We start from the raw sequence: 19,623 nt of genomic DNA, 5'->3' as shown, positions 1-19,623 counted from the left end.
GACGGCAGGCTCGACGCCATGAACGAGACGCAGCTGCCCGGGAGCGACCGACCACCCTCGGCCGCAACGACGGCCCGGAACACCCTGCGCGACATGTGGGACTCCCGGCCCCTGCGTCCGCGCGACGACCGCAAGCTCGCCGGGGTCTCCGCCGCGATCGCGCGCCGCTACGAGATCGACCCGACGCTGGTCCGGGTGGGGTTCGTCGTCGCGGCGATCGTCGGCCCCGGGATCCCGCTCTACCTGGCGGGCTGCGCGGTCCTGCCGGACGCCGGGCCGCCCGGCAGCCCCGTCCCGCCGCGCAACGGACCGTCCTCCGCGCTGTCGGTGGCGCTGCTGGTCATGGCCGCGCTGCTGGCCGTCCCGCTGGTGCTGTCCAGCGACCGGGTGATCCCCGCCGCCGTCACCATCGCACTGCTCGTCACGCTGCACGTGACCCGGGGGAACCGGCCCGGGGCCCGGGAGGCCGCCGCGGCGCCCACACCCGTGGTGCCGTGGGTCGCGGACCCGCACGCCCCCACCGTCGCGCAGGCTGCACCACCGGCCTGGGATCCGCTCGGCGTTGCCCCGTTCGCCTGGGACCTGCCCGAACCGGGCCCGGAGCCGGGTCCGCCGCCGGCCCCCCGGTCGTCGCTGACGCCGATCACGCTGGCCGTGTCGCTGGTCGTCGCCGGGATGGTCGGCGGGCTCGCCCTGGCCGCACCGGGGGCGGTGCCGGCCTCGGCCGTCCCGGGGGCCGCGCTCGCCGTCGTCGGGATCGGGCTGGTCGTCGGTGCGCTGCGACGCGCCGGACGCTGGCTGGTGCCCTTCTCGGTGCTGCTCGCGCTCGTCACCGCGGCCACCATCCCGCTCAACGACGCCGTCGGCCCCGACGGATGGGCCGTGCGCGGTGGCATCGGGGAGACCGTCGAGGCCCCGACGACCGCGGCCGCGCTCGCCCCGGAGTACCGGCGGGGCACCGGCGCCGTCGAGCTCGACCTGACCCGCCTCGACCTCACCGCGACGCCCGGCGCGACCGGGCCCGTCCGCACCCGGGCGGAGGTCGGCGCGGGTGCGGTGCAGGTCCGGGTCCCGCGTGACGCCGACCTGCTCGTCCGCAGCTCGGTCGGCACCGGCGACCTGACCGTCGACGGACAGACGCGCACCGGGCAGAACGTGGACCTGACCGTGAACGACCCCGGCCCGGACGGACCCGGTGGCCGGGTGCTGGAGCTCGACCTGCGGGCCGAGCTGGGAACCGTGGAGGTCACCCGTGGATAGCCCGCTCGTCCGTCCCACCGACCCGTTCGCCCTCGTCGCCGGGATCCTGTCGCTGCTGGTCGCCGTGTGCGGGGTCCTCGGGATCGCCCCCTGGGAGGTCGTCGACCTGCGCTGGATGCTCGCCGGGACCGCGGTTGTGGTGGGGATCGCATTCCTGATGGCGAGCGTGCGTAACTCCCGGGCCACATCGGACGACTAAAGGGTCATCACGGGAGCCGGCGGGCTGGGGAGCGCCGCCGGACCCGTTGCCGCCCGCGTGGCAGCGGCGTCCGACGGGGTCGGACACCGCACAGGCCCGGGCTGGCCGGGGCGGGGCCGAGACATCGGCCCCGCCCCTGTTACGTCGGGCCCCGGCTCACTCCCACTCGATGGTGCCCGGGGGCTTGCTCGTCACGTCGACGACCACCCGGTTGACCTCGGACACCTCGTTCGTGATCCGGGTCGAGATCCGCTCGACGACGTCGTAGGGCAGCCGGGTCCAGTCCGCGGTCATCGCGTCCTCGCTGGACACCGGGCGCAGGACGATCGGGTGGCCGTACGTGCGGCCGTCGCCCTGCACGCCGACGCTGCGGACGTCGGCCAGCAGCACCACCGGGCACTGCCAGATCTCGCGGTCCAGCCCGGCGGCGGTCAGCTCCTCGCGGGCGATCGCGTCCGCGGCGCGCAGGGTCTCCAGCCGGTCGCGGGTGACCTCGCCGATGATGCGGATGCCCAGGCCGGGGCCGGGGAACGGCTGGCGTCCGACGATGACCTCGGGCAGCCCCAGCTCGGCGCCGACCATCCGGACCTCGTCCTTGAACAGCGCGCGGAGCGGCTCGACGAGCTCGAACTCGATGTCATCGGGCAGCCCGCCGACGTTGTGGTGGCTCTTGATGACCGCGGTGCCGTCACCGCCGCCGGACTCCACGACGTCCGGGTACAGCGTCCCCTGCACGAGGAACCCGACGTGGTGGTCGGCGACGACCTCCGCCGTGGCCGCCTCGAAGACCCGGATGAACTCCCGGCCGATGATCTTGCGCTTCTGCTCGGGCTCGGTGACCCCGGCGAGCGCGTCGAGGAACCGGTCGGCGGCGTCGGCGACGTGCAGGGTCGCGCCGGTGGCGGCGACGAAGTCCTTCTCGACCTGCTCGCGCTCGCCCGACCGCATCAGTCCGTGGTCGACGAACACGCAGGTCAGCCGGTCACCGATGGCGCGCTGGACGAGAGCGGCGGCGACCGCGGAGTCGACCCCGCCGGACAGCCCGCAGATCGCGCGACCGTCGCCGACCTGGGCGCGGATCGCCTCCACGGTGTCGTCGATGATCGACGCCGTCGTCCAGGACGAGCGGATGCCCGCGACGTCGTGCAGGAACCGGCGGAGCACCTCCTGGCCGTGCGGGGAGTGGCCGACCTCCGGGTGGTACTGCACGCCGGCGAGGCGCCGCTCGGCGTCCTCGAACGCGGCGACCGCGACCCGGTCGGTGGAGGCGGTGACGGTGAAGCCCGCCGGCGCCGCGGTCACCGAGTCCCCGTGGCTCATCCACACCGGGTGCGTGCGCGGCAGGCCGTCGTGCAGCGTGCCGGGGGTGCCGGTGAGCGCGACCTCGGTGCGGCCGTACTCGCGGGTGCCGTCGTGAGCGACCTCGCCGCCCAGCGCGCGGGCCATCGCCTGGAAGCCGTAGCACATGCCGAACACCGGGATGCCCGCCTCGAACAGCGCCGGGTCGACCGCGGGGGCGCCCTCGGCGTACACGCTCGCGGGTCCCCCGGAGAGGATCACCGCGGCGGGCTCGCGGGCCACGATCTCGGCGACGGGCAGGGAGGCGGGCACGATCTCGGAGTAGACGTCCGCCTCGCGGACACGACGGGCGATGAGCTGCGCGTACTGGGCGCCGTAGTCCACGACGAGGACGGTCGGGGTCTGCACACGACCAGGGTAAACGGGCGACGCAGGTCACCCGCCGTCCGTACCGCCCCGGCACCGTCTCGTCGATCCTGATGATCCCCGCCCGGCCGCAGGCGTGCGGCGTAACGACGAGGCCCGGTTGCTCCGATGGGGGGATGACGGCACCGTACGACCTGGAGGCACGCCCCGATGGCCACCACCCCGACCGGCCACACCACCGGCACCGGCGATACCCCCGCCGACCCGGCCGTCGACGGCACCACCACCGTCGTGCCGCTCGTCCCCGCCCAGCGCTCCGCGCCGGAGCAGGAGGCCCGTCCGGCCGCAGCGCCCACCGCGGCCTCCATCACGGCCCCCACGCTGGCCCCCGTCGACGAACCCGTGGCCGCGGAGCCGGCCCGGGAGACCGCGGTACCGGTCGTCCCCCGGGCCCGCGCGTTCCGGGCCCGGGTCCTGCCGGTATTCCTCTGCGCCGCCGCCACCGGCACCGCGGCGATCGCCGCCGCAGGGCTGATCATGACCCCGTCGGCGACCTCGCCGCTGCCCACCCCGCAGACCGTGACCGCGTCCGGCGCGACGGTGCCGCAGGGCCCACCGCTGCCGCAGACCGTCGCCGCGTCGCTGGTCGGGTCCGCAGCCGGGACCGGCCTGTGGGCCGGGGACCCGGTCGTCGCGATGACGGCGTGGCGCGACAACGGCGGCCTCACCCACCTCACCGCGATCGGCGACGGCTTCACCCGGGTCGCCGACGCCGCGGGCCGTCAGGACGCGATGGCGCTCGCCGTCGCCTGCGGACGGCTGCGGACCGCCGTCGACGCCGCGCGGGCCTACGACGCCGTGCCCGACGCCGCCGCCCAGACGTCCTGGGCCGCGCTGCTCGACCACGGCGCCGCCGCCGCCACCGCGGGGACCTCCGGGGCGCTCGCGCTGGACCCGTCCCAGCTGTCGGTGTTCACCACGCAGGCGAACCTGGTGCGCGACGACCTGACCGCCGTCACCGACCGGGTCCGCTCCGTCCTGGCGGGCTGACCCTCACTCCTCGTGCCGCCCGCGCGACCGCAGCGGCGGCGGCACCGACCCGAGCAGCGCCCGCAGGTCCGCCGCGCTGGCCGCGCGTCGCGCGAGGTCGACCGCGACCGTCGGCGCGATGTCGCGCAGCCGGCCGAGCAGGGCCGGGTCGGGTCGGGTCGGTCGTACCGGCCCCCGGCGGTCCCGGTGACGATCGCGTCCGGGCGCAGCGCCCGCACCGCCTCCGGATCCGGGCTGCGGTCCTCGCCGACCGGGTCGACGCCGTCGAGCGTCCCCGCGCAGCCGACCAGCTGCGCGCCCAGCTCCAGCAGCAGCTCCCCCACCCGGGGATCGGTCGCGACCACCCGCACAACCGGCCCGCGCAGCGGCACCGGGGTCCCGGGGTCCCGGTCGCGTCGACGAAGGCACGTCCGCCGCCCATGGCGGCTCCGGCGGTGGGGCGGCTCATCGGCGGGCCCCTCCCGGGATGACGACGGCGTCACCGCCGAACCTACCGCGGCGAAACCCGTTCGACCGCCGTCACCAGAGGCGCCTAGCCTCGTCCGCCGTGACCAGCCCGACCGAGACCCGGATCCGCCGCGCCCTCACCAACTGTTCCAAGGGGGAGGCGACGCGGCTGGTCCTGCCCGCGTGGGTCCGCGACCTGGACCCGGACCGGCTCGACGACGTCCGCGGCTGGCGTGATCCGAAGGCCCCCGACCGCGGGGTACTGCTCGTCCCGACCGACGACGGCCCGGCCGGTGTCGTCCTGCGCGCCGCGACCGGCGGCGCCCGGTCCGCCGCGATGTGCGCGCTGTGCCGGACCACGCACTCCGTCGGCGGGGTCGCGCTGTTCGCCGCGCCGCGCACCGGCGCGAAGGGCCGCCAGGGCGACACCGTCGGCACCTACATCTGCACCGACCTGGCCTGCGCCGAGCACGTCCGCGTCGAGACGGCGACGGCCGTACTCAAGCCCGCCCCCGGCACGACCGTCGACGAGCGGCGGGCCGGGCTGCGGGAACGGGCCGCGGAGTTCGTCGCCGCCGTCACCGCCGCGGGATGAGATCCGGTCAGGCGACAACCCAGCTCGTGGGCCAGGGTCACGGCCTGGACCGCTCAGGTCCGCAGGTTCAGCCCGACCCGCTGGAACTCCTTGAGGTCGGAGTAGCCGGTCTTCGCCATCGCCCGCCGCAGCGCGCCGAACAGGTTCGTGGTCCCGTACGGGCTGTCGGTCGGGCCGAACAGCACCTGCTCCAGCGTCCGCCCGGAGCGGGCGAGCCCGGTGACCTCCGAACGCGGCAGCGACGGGTGCGCCGCCGACGAGGTCCAGTACAGCCCGTCGGCCGGGGCCTCGGCGGCCTCGGCGAGCTGCTCGCCGAGCATGACCGCGTCGGCACCGCAGGCCACCGCGCGGGCGATGTCACCGGAGGTGCCGATGCCGCCGTCGGCGATCACGTGGACGTACCGGCCGCCGGTCTCGTCGAGGTAGTCGCGGCGCGCGGCCGCCGCGTCGACGATCGCGGTCGCCATCGGGACGCCCACGCCCAGCACCTCGTCGGTGGTGGTGGAGGTGGACTGCCCGTAGCCGACGATCACGCCGGCCGCGCCGGTGCGCATCAGGTGCAGTGCTGTGCGGTAGTCCCCCACCCCGCCGGCGACGACCGGGACGTCCAGGTCGGCGATGAAGTCCTTCAGGTTGAGCGGCTCACCGTCGGAGACGTGCTCGGCGGAGACGATCGTGCCCTGCACGATCAGGACCTCGACGCCGGCGGCGAGCAGTGCCGGGGTGAGCTCGCGGGCCCGCTGCGGGCTGACCCGCGCGGCCACCGTGTGCGATCCCTCGCGCAGCGGGCGCAGCGCCTCAGTGATGAGGTCCTGCTGGATGGGGGCCTGGTGCAGCTCCTGCAGCAGGGCGACCGCGGAGTCCGGCTCGTCGCCGGTGGCCGCCGCGACGATGCGCTCCAGGGCGCCCTTCGGGTCGGCGTGCCGGGCCCACAGACCCTCCGCGTTCAGCACCCCCAGACCGCCGAGCTCACTGATCCGCACCGCCGAGTCCGGCGACACCACCGCGTCGGTGGGGTGGGTCAGCAGCGGGATGTCGAAGCGGTAGGCGTCGAGCTGCCAGGCCGTCGAGACGGCCTTCGAGCTGCGGGTCCGCCGCGACGGGACGATCTCGATCTGGTCGAGGTCGTAGGCACGACGGGCCTCCCGGCCCATCCCGATCTCCACGAGGTCACGCACGGGCACCACCCTAAGCGGCGCTGCTCAGAGCGGTGCTGGGGCCCCCGTGACTACCGGGCGGCGTAGTTCGGGGCCTCGACGGTCATCGTGATGTCGTGCGGGTGGCTCTCCTTGAGACCGGCCGCGGTGATCCGCACCAGGCGCGCCTGCTGCAGGTCCGGGATGGTCTGCGCTCCGACGTAGCCCATGCCCGAGCGCAGCCCGCCGCCGAGCTGGTGCACGACCGAGGACAGCGGCCCGCGGAACGGGATCCGGCCCTCGATGCCCTCGGGAACGAGCTTGTCCTCGCTGAGCACGTCGTCCTGGGCGTAGCGGTCCTTGGAGTACGACCGGCCCGCCGCGCCGGCGCGGCCCTGCATGGCTCCCAGCGAGCCCATGCCGCGGTAGGTCTTGAACTGCTTGCCGCCGACGAGCACGACCTCGCCGGGCGACTCCGCGGTGCCGGCCAGCAGCGAGCCCAGCATGACCGTCGACGCGCCCGCCGCGATCGCCTTGGCGACGTCGCCGGAGTACTGGATGCCGCCGTCGCCGATCACCGGGACGCCGGCCGGGGCGCACGCCCGGGTGGCCTCGTAGATCGCGGTGATCTGCGGGGCCCCGACCCCGGCGACGACCCGGGTGGTGCAGATCGAGCCCGGCCCGACGCCGACCTTCACCGCGTCCGCGCCCGCCTCGACGAGCGCCTTGGCGCCGTCGAAGGTGGCGACGTTGCCGCCGACGACGTCGACGTGGTCGCCGACCTCGGCGCGCAGCTTCGCGACGGTCTCCAGCACCCGACGGGAGTGACCGTGCGCGGTGTCGACCATCAGGACGTCCACACCGGCCCCGACGAGCTGCATCGAGCGGGCGTAGGCGTCGTCGCCGACCCCGACCGCGGCGGCGACGACGAGCCGCCCGTCCGGGTCCTTGGTCGCCAGCGGGTACTGCTCGGTCTTGTTGAAGTCCTTGATCGTGATGAGGCCGCGCAGCATGTCGTCGCCGTCGACGATCGGCAGCTTCTCCAGCTTGTGCCGGCGCAGCAGGCCCAGTGCCGCCTCCGCGGTCACGCCGACCTTGGCCGTCACCAGGGGCGCGCGGGTCATGACCTCCGACACGGGCCGATCGGTGTCGACCTCGTAGCGCATGTCGCGGTTGGTGATGATGCCGACCAGGTGGCCGGTCTCGTCGGTCACCGGAACGCCGGAGATCCGGAACTTGGCGCACAGCGCGTCGACGTCGGCCAGGGTCGCGTCCGGGCTGCAGGTCACCGGATCGGTGACCATGCCGGCCTCGGACCGCTTCACCACCTCGACCTGCGCCGCCTGCGCGTCCGGGGAGAGGTTGCGGTGCAACACCCCGAGACCACCGGCGCGGGCCATCGCGATCGCCATCCGGGACTCGGTGACCGTGTCCATCGGGGACGACACCAGCGGCACCTGGACCCGCACCCGGCGGGTCACCTGGCTGGAGGTGTCGGCCGAGCTGGGGATCACGTCCGACTCGGCGGGCAGCAGCAGTACGTCGTCGAAGGTCAGCCCGAGCATCGCGAACTTGTCCGGCAGGCCGCCCATCTCGCTCGTCATCTCTCCGGGGCTCCTCTTGCGGTCGAAGCAGTGTTGTCGAGGCGGTGCGGTCGACGCTGACGGCGGGCTCCCGCCGCAGGCCGCCATCGTACGTCCACCACCCCGGGGTGGGCCGGGCCCCGACCCCCCGCACCGGTACCGTGTACACCGTGTCACCAGAGGCGCTGCCACCGGACCCGTTCGCCGGAGACCCGGATGATCCTGCGCTGTCGATGCAGGCCTACGACGACCGTGGTGACGGCGCGTGGCCGGGTTCCGGCGACCCGGAGGTACCCCCGTTGAACGAGACCGACCGCGGCGAGATCCTCGCCGACCTGGCGGACCTGGCCGTCTACCAGGCACTGCTGGCGGGCCGCGGCGTCCGCGGGATCGTCGTCGACTGCGCCGACTGCGGCGAGCAGCACTTCCACGAGTGGAACCTGCTGCGCGCGAGCCTGCAGCAGCTCCTCGACGAGGGCCGGATGCGGCCGCACGAGCCGGCCTACGACCCGGACCCGGCGCACTACGTCACGTGGGAGTACTGCCGCGGGTACGCCGACGCGACCCTCGCCGACTGAGCCCGGCGCGACCCCCACCAGACACGAAGGGCCCCGGAGGAGATCCTCCGGGGCCCTTCGCCGTGCTCCGTGCCGTACCGCGTCGGTTCGGCGTCAGTTCGGCCTGCTGCTCACCGCGCCGGTCGTCGTCGACGACGGCGGGGTGGTGTCGTCCGCCGGGTCGCTCTGTCCCTCCCCGGCCGCGGTGGGCCGGGTCGTGGGCGAGGTCGTCGGGGTCGTCGGGTCCGCCTGGCCCTCCGTCGTCGGCGAGGTCTCCGACGGCGACGGCGCCGGGGTGGGTGCCGTCTCCCCCGGCCCGCTCAGCACCGACGGGTCGGTGGTGCCCTCCGGCGAGGTCGGACCACCCGGGGTGGTCGTCCCCTCCGACGGCGGCGGGGACGGCGTCGGGGTGTCCTCGTCGCCCTCGGTGACCGGAGGCGGCGGGGCAGGGGTCCCGTCGCGCAGCGGCGACCGTGGGTCGGTCGGTGTGCCCGGCGGGGTCTCGGCGACCTTCTGCCTCAGGAAGCGGTTCTGCTGCTCGAAGTCGTCACGCACGTCCGGTGCGGTGCGGTCGACCAGCGGGCCGAGCGCGGCGAGCTCCTGCTGCGCACCGACGGTGTCCCCGGCGGCGAGCTTGGCGTTGACCCGCTCGATGCCCTCGCGCAGCGTGGCCGCCGCCTGCACCTGCTCGGCGCGCTCGCTGTAGAGCACCCGGGAGACCCCCCACAGGGCGTCGCCCGGCTGGGCCTCGTGCGCGCTGATCGACACGACGGCCAGCGCACACGCCGCGACCGCCGCGGCGGCGGCGAGCGGGCGCAGGAAGGAGACCTTCCGCGACGGCTTCGCCGGCTGCAGGATCTGCACGGCCTCGTCGGTGTCGACGAGCTGCGGGATCGGGTCCCGGTCGACCCCGTCCTTCCACGACGAGAGCATCGCGGCCAGGTGGTCGTCGACGTCGTAGCCGCGCCGGCCGGGCCCGGACACGCCGAGCCCGGAGGACAGGGCGTTGATCAGCTCGTCGTCGGCCTGGAGCTCGACGAGGTCGACCGGGCCCTCGTCCTCGATGTCGTCGAAGGCGTCCCAGTCGTCGCCGCCGGCGGCGTGCCGCCGCACGACCGGCTGCGGGACGGTGTGCGCGTCGAACCGCAGCGGGTGACCCCGGTGACCGAGCGGGTGGGAGTGGCCGTTGGTACGGGGCGGGCGCGGCTCGCCGAAGCGGCCACGCGTCACCGGCGCGGGCGGACGCTCCCAGCCCTCACCGGGCGGGGGGGAGCCCGGACCGTGCGGACCCTGGTCACGCATCCCGGACCACCTGCTCACTCATCATCTTCCTCAGCCGGGCCAGCGCCCGGTGCTGGGCGACGCGGACGGCGCCCGGAGTGGAGCCGACAGCCGCCGCGGTCTCCTCCGCGGACAGTCCCACGACCACGCGCAACACGATGATCTCCCGATGCTTCTCCGGAAGGATCTCCAGGAGCTTGGACATCTCCTGCGACAGTTCCACCTGCAGGGCCCGGGACTCGGGGCCGTCGGAGGACTCCATGCGGTCCGGCACGTCGGCCATCGGTTCGGAGCGGTTCCGGGACGCAGCCCGGTGCGCGTCGATGACCTTGTGGGACGCGATGCCGTAGACGAAGGCGAGGAACGGGCGCCCTTGCACCCGGTACCCCGGCAACGCCGTGAGCACGGCCACGCAGACCTCCTGGGCGACGTCGTCCGCCGAGACGGACCCTCGGTCGGTCCCGAGGCGGGCGCGGCAGTAGCGCACGACGAGGGGCCGAATCATGGCGAGAACGCGCTCGACCGCGGACCGGTCGCCGGCCATGGCGGCTTCGATCCACTCGTCGGGAACGTCTCTTGATTCACTCATCGTGGGGAACCGCCCAGGCGTTACGAGCATCCAGCAGTGTCATCCGATCGTGGAAGCAACCCGCGTTCGCGCAGCTGAGATCGGCTCGGATCCACCGTATCCGAGCGGGACTCGCCGACGGGAGTCGCTCCATGCCAGATCAGACGATCGTGCACAGTTCCGGGTTGCGCGGGACCCCTCCGCAACACGTCCACGGGGCGACCACGGTCGGCAAGCGGTTCGTCACCCACCGCAGGATGCGGTCACCGGAAGAAGTGAAGATCGTCCGCGCCCGATCACCGGCGGTGGACCGCCCGGCGCTGGTCGCGTCCGGTTCGGCGCGGGATCCGGACGGTCGTCGTCGAGGTCGCGGGCCTGCGGTGACGCGTGTTATCCCAGGGACGTGGGGGACACCGGGTGACAGTTCCCGGCGTCCCGTCGACTGCTCGCCGAGCGAGGGCCGATCGGAGGACGCCGCTACGACGTCCGGCGGATCCATCGTCGACCTCGGCCGGGGCCGACCGCGTGCCCGGCGGGGACCGGCACGCGCCGGCGTGGGTCGGTCAGGTGCCCGGCGGGCGTCCCGGTCGTGCGCCCCGGCGGGGTCCGGTCGCGGGGAGCACGACCGGCGTCCCGTCGGCGGGGCGGCGGACCGGCCGAGGCCGGTCGGTGCGGACGAACCGGGCGCGATGTCCGGGTGCGGGCCGCGAGGTCGGCAGCGGCTCGTGTGCGTGGGGTCCGGACACGGGTGGTCCGGGGCGTGGAGCCGGACCGCGGGGGTCGGTCCGGCTCACGATGCCCACCCGCGCGCGGGTGGGGTGGAGCGGCCGGTTCGGGGTCGGTCGCTCGGCGGTGCGGGGTCGTGCCGTTCCGGGTGGGGACCCGGTCAGGACACCAGGCCGCGTCGGAAGCCGTGGGCCACGGCCTGCGCGCGGTCACGGACGCCGAGCTTGCGGAACAGCCGGCGTGCGTGGGTCTTCACGGTGTCCTCGGACAGGTAGAGCTCGCGGCCGATCTGGCCGTTGCTCTTGCCCTGGCTCATCCCGCGCAGCACCTGGAGCTCGCGCTCGGTGAGCTGGACCCCCGGGTCGGTGGGGACGCGCGGGGTCGGCACCGAGGTGCTGGCCAGGGTGTGTGCCAGCGCGGCGACCAGCTCGGGACGCGAGGCGTCCCAGCGCAGGTAACCGCGCGCCCCACCGGCGATGGCGGCGGCGATGCTGCCGGCGTCGTCCGGGGCTCCGAAGACGATGACGTTGGCCTGCGGGTGGGCGGCCACCAGTCGGCGGGTGGCCTCCACCCCGGTGGGCACAGCACGCTGCGTCCCGACCAGGACGACGTCGACGGACTGGCGGGCGTAGCGGGCGAGGAGTTCGTCCCCGTGGGCGACGCAGTCGATGCGTTGGACCCCCGGGACCGCGGACATGACGCGAGTCAGTCCCTCGCGGACGCTGCGACGATCGTCGCAGATGAGTACCGTCGTCACGACGATTCCTTCCTGCAGCTTCCTGCAGCCGGGTGATTCTTCACCCTCCGAATCGGCGGGTGACACTCTCACCTTGACACGGTCGGGGCGATTCTGTGCCCTCCGTTCGGCGCGCTGATCCACGTGCCTCAGCGTCATGTGGGTGAAGCGTCGCCGAATGGAGTAGTCCATACGGTACATCGTCCGGGCCGGAGTTCGGGCACTACTCCCGCAGCAGGTCCCGCCCGCTACGGTCACTTCGCGTATAGAGGACGCTCACCGTGTGCAACACCGCATGTCGGCGACCCTCCGCATCCGCTCGGCGACTGCGCGTATCGACTGGTGACGCTCCGGCGTGTCGCGCTGCGGCGACCGGTCCGGAACCGGCGTCCGGCGTCGCCCAATCGGCCCCCGCCCGCCCGCGGTGCGGCCCGACGGGTACGGCATCCGGGCCAACCCCGGCCGGCTCCGATGCCCCGTCCGGCCCTGGCCCCGCGAGGTCGGCCCGGGCGAGCAGCGCGGGGCGGTGCAGCGGGAGCAACCCGTGTGCGAGCGCGTCCGCGGCCACCGCGTCCAGCGCCGCGACGACGCCCGCCCTGTCCCGCCCCGCCACCCCGGCGGCGACCGCCCGGACCAGACGGCTCTTGAGCACGTGCCGTGCGGACCCGAGCGCCAGCGCCCCGGCCAGTGCCTCGTCGGCGGCGGCGAGCGCCGCGGTCGGGTCCCCCGCGACCAGCGCGGTCTCCGCCCGCACCCATCCGTACCGGGCCCGGGTGCGGTGCCCCTGCGGGCCGCACCACGGTCCGGCCCGGCGCAGCAGCGCGGCGGCGGTCGCGACGTCGAGACGACCGAGCGCGTCGGCGGCGAGACCGGTCAGCGCGTCGGCGACGGCAGCGGCGCGGTCGAGGCCCCACGGCCCGGGGTCGCGCGGAGCCCCCGCGTCCGGCAGCACCAGTCGCAGCGCGGCGCCGTCGAGCGCGGCCGCGGCTCGGTGCCCGCCGAGCTGCCGCAGGTGGGAGGCCCGGGTGACGGTCGCGTGTGCCCGCGGCACCACCCCGGCCACCGGGTCACGGCGCACCCCGTCGAGCAGCGCGGCCGCGGCCGCGTAGTGCCCGGAGCCGCCCCGGGCGACCGCGGCCGCCCACCGCAGCTCCGGTGCCCCGTCCGGGAGCGCCGCCCCGGCCACCTCCCGGCCCGTCGCCGCCCCGGTGAGCAGGGCCCGGATCCCGGCCGACGGCGCTCGGCCTGCACCACCCTGTCGGACGTGCACCATCGTTCACCTCGAATCAGGTTTGCGGCCGCCGTGGCCAGGGAATCTGAGCGTCGTCAGGTTCGATAGCGAAGGCAGGTGACGAACATGGCGGACATCCGGAGGCTTCCCGGCCCGGTCGCCGACATCTACGACTGGCAGATGGAGGGAGCCTGCCGGGGGATGGACAGCGCGTTCTTCTTCCATCCCGAGGGTGAGCGCGGTCCCGCCAGGGCCCGTCGCGAGACCCGAGCGAAGCAGGTCTGCTCCGAATGCCCCGTGGTGCAGCAGTGCCGCGAGCACGCACTCAAGGTGCACGAGCCCTACGGCATCTGGGGCGGCCTGTCGGAGTCCGAGCGGGACGCGATCATCCGCGGTCCGCGCCGCACGCTCAAGGTCGCCGCCGAGGCGGCCGTCCAGTCGGTGGACGTTCCCGTCCACACCGCCTGAGAGCCCCGACCGACGGGGGCTCCCATCTCCCGACGGACGGCACATCCACTTCCTGCCCCGCAACGCACAACGGCGGGCGACCCTCGGGTCGCCCGCCGTCGTCGTGCTCGGGGTGGCACTGAGCCAGGGCTCAGTGCCCGTGACCGTGCCCGTGGCCACCGGCCGGGGCCGGGTCGGCCTCCTCCGGCTTGTCCACCACGGCGCTCTCGGTGGTCAGCACCATGCGCGCGATGGACGCGGCGTTCTCCACGGCCGACCGGGCCACCTTGACCGGGTCGATGACGCCGTCGGCGAGCAGGTCCCCGAAGGTGCGGGACGCCGAGTTGTACCCGGTCCCCCAGCCGCCCTCGGCCACCTTCGAGACCACGATCGCGCCCTCGTCGCCACCGTTCTCGGCGATCCAGAACAGCGGGGCCGACAGGGCCTTGCGGACGATCGCGACACCGGTCGCGGCGTCCCCGGTCAGGCCCAGGCCGCCGTCGAGCTCGGCCGCGGCGTGCACCAGCGCCGAACCGCCGCCGGGCACGATGCCCTCCTCGACCGCCGCACGGGTCGCCGCGACGGCGTCCTCGATGCGGTGCTTGCGCTCCTTGAGCGCGGTCTCGGTGGCGGCACCGGCCTTGATGACCGCGACGCCGCCGGAGAGCTTGGCCAGGCGCTCCTGGAGCTTCTCCTTGTCCCAGTCGGAGTCGGACTCCTCGATCTCGCGCTTGAGCTGCGCGACACGGCCCTCGACGTCGGCCTTGGCGCCGGCGCCCTCGACGATCGTGGTGGCGTCCTTGGTGACGACGACGCGGCGGGCGCGACCCAGCAGCTCGAGCCCGGCCTCGTTCAGCTTCAGGCCGACCTCGGGGTTGATGACCTGACCGCCGGTGGCGACCGCGAGGTCGTCCATGAACGCCTTGCGGCGGTCACCGAAGAACGGCGACTTGACCGCGGCGACCTTGACGGTCTTGCGGATCGAGTTGACGACCAGCGTGGACAGGGCCTCGCCCTCGACGTCCTCGGCGATGATCAGCAGCGGCTTGCCCTCGCCGAGCACCTTCTCCAGCAGCGGGAGCAGGTCCTGGATGGAGCTGATCTTGTCGCGGTGCAGCAGGATGTACGGGTCGTCGAGCGCCGCCTCCATGGACTCGGAGTCGGTGACGAAGTACGGCGACAGGTAGCCCTTGTCGAACTGCAGGCCCTCGGTGATCTCCAGCTCGGTGGAGAGCGTGGAGCCCTCCTCGACGGTGATCACGCCGTCCTTGCCGACGGTGTTGATCGCCTGGGCGATCAGGTCGCCGATCTCCTGCTCGCGCGAGGCGATGGCGCCGACCTGCGCGATGTGGCTCTTGGCGTCGACCGGGGTGGCCTTGGACAGCAGCACCTCGGAGACCTTCGCCGACGCGGCGGCGATGCCCTGGCCGAGGGCGAACGGCGCGGCACCGGCGGCCACGTTGCGCAGGCCCTCCTTCACCAGGGCCTGGGCCAGCACGGTGGCGGTGGTGGTGCCGTCACCGGCGACGTCGTTGGTCTTGGTCGCGACGGTCTTCGCCAGCTGGGCGCCGAGGTTCTCGAACGGGTCCTCGAGGTCGACCTCACGGGCGATGGTCACACCGTCGTTGGTGACGGTCGGACCGCCGAACTTCTTGTCGATGACGACGTGGCGGCCACGCGGGCCGAGCGTCACCTTGACGGCATCGGCGAGCTGGTTCACGCCACGCTCGAGCGCGCGACGGGTGTCCTCGTCGAAGCTGATCTGCTTCGCCATGTCTTGTTCTCGCTACCTCTCGGAGTTTCGCTCTGGTTCTCGGGGGAGAAACGCGACCGCCCCGGTGCGGACCACCGTGGGGTGGACCACCCGGGGCGGTACGTCAGGCGATGGCTCGCGTCAGTTGACGACGGCCAGCACGTCGCGCGCGGAGAGGATCAGGTACTCCTCGCCGTTGTACTTGACCTCGGTGCCGCCGTACTTCGAGTAGATGACGACGTCGCCGACGGCCACGTCGAGCGGGACGCGGTTGCCGTTGTCGTCCACGCGGCCCGGGCCGACGGCCAGGACCTTGCCCTCCTGGGGCTTCTCCTTGGCGGTGTCCGGGATGACGATGCCGGAGGCGGTGGTGGTCTCCGCCTCGCTGGCCTGGACGACGAGCTTGTCCTCGAGCGGCTTGATGTTCGCCACGACGATGACCTCCCCTTCCTGGGGTGAATCCGGTGTCACGGGCTCTCTAGCGGTGTCAGCAGCGCGCACGTGACGACTCCCGCCCCGCCGTCGCGGGTGTCGGGGCGGAGGTCGTCCGCCGCGCGCATTGGCACTCTATCCATGAGAGTGCCAGAAGCCGAGCGGGGGCTCAACCGCACCGTTCGGGAGTGTCCGGAGCTCCCGGTCGTCGCCCGTTGTTCACGTCCTCGTCGCCGGGCCGCCGGGTGTCACTCGATCGGGAACGTTGCACTGCACATCGTGGTCACCTCCCGCCGTTCGCTGCTGCGCGCCGGACTCACCGCCGCCGCCGTCACCGCCGCCGCACCCCTGCTGCCCGGTCCCGCAGCCGCGGCGCCCGGGCCCGCCCCGGCCCGGCCGCCCGGCGACCCGTTCGGTCTCGGCGTCGCCTCCGGGGAACCCGACGCGACCTCGGTCGTGCTGTGGACCCGGCTCGCCACCGACCCCCTCGCCGACGACGGCCTGGGCGGTGTCGGGAACCGCGCCACCGACGTCGAGTGGGAGATCGCCGACGACGAGCGCTTCACCCGCGTCGTGCGTCGCGGCCGGGTCCGCACCGGGCCGGAGGCGGGCCACAGCCTGCACGTCGAGGTGCCGGGCCTGCGCCCGGGCCGCGACTACCACTACCGCTTCCGCGTGGGCCGCACCGTCTCCGACGCGGGCCGCACCCGCACCGCACCCCCGCCGGCGTCGATGACGCCGGTGCACATGGCCTTCACCTCCTGCTCCCAGTTCGAGCACGGCTGGTTCACCGCGTACCGGCGGATGGCCGAGGAGCGCCCGGACGTCCTGCTGCACCTGGGCGACTACATCTACGAGTACCCGGCGAAGGACTACGTCGCGCCCGGCGGGAACGTGCGCGACCACGCCGGCCCGGAGACGACGACGCTGGCCGGCTACCGGCAGCGCCTGGCCCAGTACCACGCCGACGCCGACCTGCAGGCCGCCCACGCGGCCGCGCCCTGGCTGGTCGTGTTCGACGACCACGAGGTCGAGAACAACTGGGCCGGCGACGTCCGGGAGCTGCCGATCGACCCGCCCGGCGACTTCACCGCCCGCAAGGCCGCCGCGTTCCGCGCGTACTGGGAGAACATGCCGCTGCGCGCCGCCCAGCGCCCCCGCGGCGCGGCCATGCGGCTGTACCGGCGCGTCGGCTACGGCGGGCTGGTCACCTTCCACATGCTCGACACCCGTCAGTACCGCGGCGACCAGCCCTGCGGCGACACCTTCCGCAGTGACTGCGCGGAGCGGACCGAGCCGGCCCGCTCGCTGCCCGGCTCGGCGCAGGAGCACTGGATCGCCGACGGCTTCACCCGCTCCCGCGCCCGCTGGGACGTGCTCGGCCAGCAGGTGTTCTTCTCCCAGGTCGACTACACCCCGGGCGCCGGGCGCGGCTTCAACCCGGACGCGTGGGACGGCTACCCCGGCTCGCGCGACCGCGTCGTCGACTCCTGGGTCGCGGCCACACAGCGCGGCCGGGCCCGCAACCTCGTGGTGCTCACCGGTGACGTGCACGCGCACTGGGGCGCCGACGTCAAGCGTCGCTTCGACGACCCCGCCTCGCCGGTGGTCGGCACCGAGCTGGTGTCCAGCTCGATCACCTCGGGCGGTGACGGCTCGGAGAAGCAGAACGGTTCCGACACCGTCCTCGCCGAGAACCCGCACATCCGGTTCCACAACAACCGCCGCGGCTACGTCAGCACCCGGTTCACCGCGGACCGGATGGAGGCCGAGTTCAAGGTGGTGCCGTTCGTGAAGCAGCCGGGCGCCCCGGTGCAGACGCGCGGACGGTTCGTGACCGAGGACCGGCGGCCCGGCCTGCGGCCCGCCTGAGGAGTAGGTTCGGCGACGTGGCTGACCTGGTTCTCGGCGCGAACGTGTTCGGCTGGACGGCGGACAGGGAGACCTCCTTCGCCGTCCTCGACGCCTTCGTCGCCGCCGGCGGACGGATGATCGACACCGCGGACTCCTACACGTGGCGCGCACCGGGGAACTCCGGCGGCGAGTCCGAGACGATCCTCGGCGAGTGGATGGCGGCCCGCGGCAACCGCGACGCGCTGCACCTCGCGACGAAGGTCGGCGCGCTGCCCGGCCGCGAGGGTCTGTCGGCGGAGAACATCGCGGTGGCGGCGCGGGAATCGCTGCGCCGCCTGGGCACCGACCGGATCGACCTGTACTACGCCCACCGCGACGACGAGGCGACCGCGCAGGAGGAGACCTTCGACGCGTTCGACGCGCTGGTCCGCGAGGGGCTGGTCCGCGAGATCGGTGCGTCGAACTTCAGCCCGGAGCGGCTGCGGTCGGCGCTGGAGATCGCCGCGCGCGACGGGCTGACCGCGTTCAGCGCCATCCAGCCGCACTACAACCTCATGGAGCGCAACGACTTCGAGGCGGGCCTGGCCCCGCTCGCCGAGTCGGAGAAGCTGGCCGTCCACCCCTACTTCGGGCTGGCCAAGGGCTTTCTCACCGGCAAGTACCGGCCGGACTCCCCCGCGCCGGAGGGCCCGCGGGCCGAGGGCGCGGCGGCGTACCTGGACTCCCGCGGCCGCGCCGTGCTGGCCGGGCTCGACGAGATCTCCGCCGGCTACGGCGTGCCGGTCCCGGCGATCGCGCTGACCTGGCTGGCCGCACAGCCCGCGGTGACCGCGCCGATCGCGAGCGCGCGGAATCCCGAGCAGCTGGAGCAGCTGCTGCCGATGCTCACCCTGGAGCTGACCGAGGACGAGCTGCGCCTGCTGTCCTACCTGTCCGCGACGTCCTGAGCGGGCGTGCGCACGCGGTCGCGGCGCATCGTGTAGGCGTCGGCCATCGACGGCCGGTAGTAGCGCTTGCGCACCCCGACGACGGTGAACCCGGCGCTCTCGTAGAGGGCCCGGGCCGGCTCGTTGTCGGTGCGGACCTCCAGGAACACCGTGGCCGCCAGCTCGTCGGCGACGACGAGCAGCCCGTTCAGCAGGGCGCGGCCGATCCCGTGGCCCTGCCAGGCCGGCTCGACACCGATGGTGTGCACCTCCGCCTCGGCCATCGGCGGCCCGGCGACGACGGCGAGCCCGGCGTAGCCGACCAGCTCGTCCCCGGCCCGGGCCGCGAGGTAGAGCTGCCCGGAGGTCACGGCGTCGCGGAAGGCCTGCGCGCTCCACGGGTCGTCCCCGGGGAACAGGATCTGCTCCAGCTCCGCGCAGCGCCGGGCATCGGACCGGTACAGCGGGCCCAGCGCGACGGTGGCGTTCATGCGGTGACGCGCTTGCGCCCGGTCGGTTCGACGGCGTCCGGGCGGCGCAGGTAGAGGGGCTCGACCGGGGCGGGGGCCCGGCCGGCGAGCAGGTCCGCCGCGGCGACGCCGACCAGCCCCTCGACGGTCGGGGCGCCGGGGCCGCCGATGTCGCGGCCGAGCCGGTCGGCGAACGCCGGATCGCCGACCACGGTGCCGATCGCCAGCTCGTCCAGGCGCGCGGCCAGCGCCTCCGGGGCCTCGACGCCCGGTCCGGTCAGCCTGCGGACCGAGTGGGCGTCGGCGGGGTCGGCGGCGTCGTAGGCCGCCCAGTAGACCTCCCTGCGCCGGGCGTCGGTGACGACCAGGAGGTTCCCGCCGGTGTGCACCCCCCACGCGAGCGCGTCGTGGGTGACGACACCGTGCACCGGCACGTCGAGGGCGTGGCCGAGCGCGGCGGCCGAGGCGATCCCGACCCGCAGCCCGGTGAACGGGCCCGGGCCGGCGCCGACGACCACGGCCCCGACCTCGGCGAGCGCGTGGCCCGCCTCGGCGCACAGCGCGCGGACCGCGGGCATCAGCAGCTCGCCGTGCCGGCGGCCGTCGTGCGCGCGGGCGGCGACGGTCACGGGCGCGCCGTCGGGGCGGAGGTCGACGAGACCGGCGGTGACGACGGTCGTCGCGGTGTCGAGGGCCAGTACCAGCAC

General features: G+C 74.4%; 19 protein-coding genes. 8 read left to right on the top strand and 11 right to left on the bottom strand.

Features of this window, described 5'->3' with window-relative positions; genetic code table 11:
- Positions 1–18: 18 nt before the first annotated feature.
- Together XF36_RS01560 and XF36_RS01555 are read left to right on the top strand one after the other, a co-directional pair.
- The gene (locus XF36_RS01560; RefSeq protein ID WP_060710592.1) at positions 19–1,260 is read left to right on the top strand and encodes a PspC domain-containing protein; all 1,242 of its coding nucleotides are present in this window, start codon (positions 19–21) and stop codon (positions 1,258–1,260) included.
- Positions 1,253–1,459, top strand: coding sequence for a hypothetical protein (locus XF36_RS01555; RefSeq protein ID WP_060710591.1), 207 nt, complete (start codon positions 1,253–1,255; stop codon positions 1,457–1,459). Before XF36_RS01560 ends, XF36_RS01555 begins: the two co-directional genes overlap by 8 nt.
- A 156-nt stretch (positions 1,460–1,615) precedes the next feature.
- On the opposite strand, the gene guaA is transcribed toward XF36_RS01555, so the two are convergent.
- The gene (gene guaA / locus XF36_RS01550) at positions 1,616–3,166 is read right to left on the bottom strand and encodes a glutamine-hydrolyzing GMP synthase (protein ID WP_060710590.1); all 1,551 of its coding nucleotides are present in this window, start codon (positions 3,164–3,166) and stop codon (positions 1,616–1,618) included.
- Positions 3,167–3,334: 168 nt separating this feature from the next.
- Here guaA and XF36_RS01545 point away from each other — a divergent pair, with 168 nt between their 5' ends.
- Entirely contained in the window at positions 3,335–4,174 is an 840-nt protein-coding gene (locus XF36_RS01545) for a hypothetical protein (protein WP_060710589.1), read from the top strand.
- 547 nt (positions 4,175–4,721) lie between these two features.
- Positions 4,722–5,216: an FBP domain-containing protein gene (locus XF36_RS01540; RefSeq protein WP_060710588.1), complete on the top strand. Its 495-nt coding sequence runs from the start codon at positions 4,722–4,724 to the stop codon at positions 5,214–5,216.
- A 53-nt stretch (positions 5,217–5,269) separates the two neighbouring features.
- Here XF36_RS01540 and XF36_RS01535 read toward each other — a convergent pair whose 3' ends face one another.
- Both XF36_RS01535 and guaB read right to left on the bottom strand, forming a co-directional pair.
- Entirely contained in the window at positions 5,270–6,394 is a 1,125-nt protein-coding gene (locus XF36_RS01535) for a GuaB3 family IMP dehydrogenase-related protein (RefSeq protein WP_082375092.1), read from the bottom strand.
- A 50-nt stretch (positions 6,395–6,444) separates the two neighbouring features.
- Entirely contained in the window at positions 6,445–7,956 is a 1,512-nt protein-coding gene (guaB, locus tag XF36_RS01530) for an IMP dehydrogenase (RefSeq protein ID WP_060710587.1), read from the bottom strand.
- 149 nt (positions 7,957–8,105) lie between these two features.
- Between guaB and XF36_RS01525 the strand changes: the two genes are divergently transcribed.
- The gene (locus tag XF36_RS01525) at positions 8,106–8,513 is read left to right on the top strand and encodes a DUF5319 domain-containing protein (protein ID WP_043276535.1); all 408 of its coding nucleotides are present in this window, start codon (positions 8,106–8,108) and stop codon (positions 8,511–8,513) included.
- Between the two features lie 93 nt (positions 8,514–8,606).
- Here XF36_RS01525 and XF36_RS01520 read toward each other — a convergent pair whose 3' ends face one another.
- The 4 genes from XF36_RS01520 to XF36_RS01500 all read right to left on the bottom strand — a co-directional run bounded on the left by XF36_RS01520 (position 8,607) and on the right by XF36_RS01500 (position 13,076).
- A complete protein-coding gene (locus XF36_RS01520) occupies positions 8,607–9,794 on the bottom strand; it encodes an anti-sigma-D factor RsdA (RefSeq protein WP_060710585.1) in 1,188 nt (395 codons plus the stop codon).
- Positions 9,787–10,362, bottom strand: a complete 576-nt coding sequence (locus XF36_RS01515; protein WP_060714331.1) for a sigma-70 family RNA polymerase sigma factor — start codon at positions 10,360–10,362, stop codon at positions 9,787–9,789. The genes XF36_RS01520 and XF36_RS01515 overlap by 8 nt, the downstream gene beginning before the upstream one ends.
- A gap of 865 nt (positions 10,363–11,227) precedes the next feature.
- Positions 11,228–11,824 carry a response regulator transcription factor gene (locus tag XF36_RS01505; RefSeq protein ID WP_010225624.1) on the bottom strand — a complete coding sequence of 199 codons (597 nt, stop codon included), beginning with the start codon at positions 11,822–11,824 and terminating at the stop codon, positions 11,228–11,230.
- A 202-nt stretch (positions 11,825–12,026) separates the two neighbouring features.
- Positions 12,027–13,076 carry a hypothetical protein gene (locus XF36_RS01500; RefSeq protein WP_168169444.1) on the bottom strand — a complete coding sequence of 350 codons (1,050 nt, stop codon included), beginning with the start codon at positions 13,074–13,076 and terminating at the stop codon, positions 12,027–12,029.
- An 84-nt stretch (positions 13,077–13,160) separates the two neighbouring features.
- On the opposite strand from XF36_RS01500, the gene XF36_RS01495 reads away from it, so the two are divergent.
- Entirely contained in the window at positions 13,161–13,502 is a 342-nt protein-coding gene (locus XF36_RS01495; RefSeq protein WP_060714330.1) for a WhiB family transcriptional regulator, read from the top strand.
- A gap of 130 nt (positions 13,503–13,632) precedes the next feature.
- Here the strand turns inward: XF36_RS01495 and groL are convergent, their stop codons facing one another.
- Positions 13,633–15,255 (bottom strand): chaperonin GroEL, encoded by a 1,623-nt coding sequence (gene groL, locus XF36_RS01490; protein ID WP_060710582.1) that lies wholly within the window; start codon positions 15,253–15,255, stop codon positions 13,633–13,635.
- 120 nt (positions 15,256–15,375) lie between these two features.
- Positions 15,376–15,666, bottom strand: a complete 291-nt coding sequence (gene groES, locus XF36_RS01485) for a co-chaperone GroES (protein ID WP_020623960.1) — start codon at positions 15,664–15,666, stop codon at positions 15,376–15,378.
- 279 nt (positions 15,667–15,945) lie between these two features.
- Here groES and XF36_RS01480 point away from each other — a divergent pair, with 279 nt between their 5' ends.
- Both XF36_RS01480 and XF36_RS01475 read left to right on the top strand, forming a co-directional pair.
- A complete protein-coding gene (locus XF36_RS01480) occupies positions 15,946–17,538 on the top strand; it encodes an alkaline phosphatase D family protein (protein WP_238589063.1) in 1,593 nt (530 codons plus the stop codon).
- 17 nt (positions 17,539–17,555) lie between these two features.
- Positions 17,556–18,467, top strand: coding sequence for an aldo/keto reductase (locus XF36_RS01475; protein WP_082375090.1), 912 nt, complete (start codon positions 17,556–17,558; stop codon positions 18,465–18,467).
- Here XF36_RS01475 and rimI read toward each other — a convergent pair.
- A complete protein-coding gene (rimI, locus tag XF36_RS01470) occupies positions 18,446–18,937 on the bottom strand; it encodes a ribosomal protein S18-alanine N-acetyltransferase (protein ID WP_060710580.1) in 492 nt (163 codons plus the stop codon). The two genes, XF36_RS01475 and rimI, sit on opposite strands and share 22 nt — an antisense overlap.
- Positions 18,934–19,623: a tRNA (adenosine(37)-N6)-threonylcarbamoyltransferase complex dimerization subunit type 1 TsaB gene (gene tsaB, locus XF36_RS01465; RefSeq protein WP_060710579.1), complete on the bottom strand. Its 690-nt coding sequence runs from the start codon at positions 19,621–19,623 to the stop codon at positions 18,934–18,936. The genes rimI and tsaB overlap by 4 nt, the downstream gene beginning before the upstream one ends.

The sequence above is a fragment of the Pseudonocardia sp. HH130629-09 genome (assembly GCF_001294645.1).
Classification (GTDB): Bacteria; Actinomycetota; Actinomycetes; order Mycobacteriales; family Pseudonocardiaceae; genus Pseudonocardia.
Note: the sequence above shows the minus strand (reverse complement) of the source record. Positions and strands in the feature narration are given on the sequence as shown.

Coding starts and splice junctions, on each gene's coding strand:
- XF36_RS01560 (WP_060710592.1), top strand. CDS start 19: ATGAACGAGACGCAGCTGCCCGGGAGCGACCGACCACCCTCGGCCGCA.
- XF36_RS01545 (WP_060710589.1), top strand. CDS start 3,335: ATGGCCACCACCCCGACCGGCCACACCACCGGCACCGGCGATACCCCC.
- guaB (WP_060710587.1), bottom strand. CDS start 7,956: ATGACGAGCGAGATGGGCGGCCTGCCGGACAAGTTCGCGATGCTCGGG.
- XF36_RS01520 (WP_060710585.1), bottom strand. CDS start 9,794: ATGCGTGACCAGGGTCCGCACGGTCCGGGCTCCCCCCCGCCCGGTGAG.
- XF36_RS01515 (WP_060714331.1), bottom strand. CDS start 10,362: ATGAGTGAATCAAGAGACGTTCCCGACGAGTGGATCGAAGCCGCCATG.
- XF36_RS01500 (WP_168169444.1), bottom strand. CDS start 13,076: ATGGTGCACGTCCGACAGGGTGGTGCAGGCCGAGCGCCGTCGGCCGGG.
- XF36_RS01495 (WP_060714330.1), top strand. CDS start 13,161: ATGGCGGACATCCGGAGGCTTCCCGGCCCGGTCGCCGACATCTACGAC.
- groL (WP_060710582.1), bottom strand. CDS start 15,255: ATGGCGAAGCAGATCAGCTTCGACGAGGACACCCGTCGCGCGCTCGAG.
- rimI (WP_060710580.1), bottom strand. CDS start 18,937: ATGAACGCCACCGTCGCGCTGGGCCCGCTGTACCGGTCCGATGCCCGG.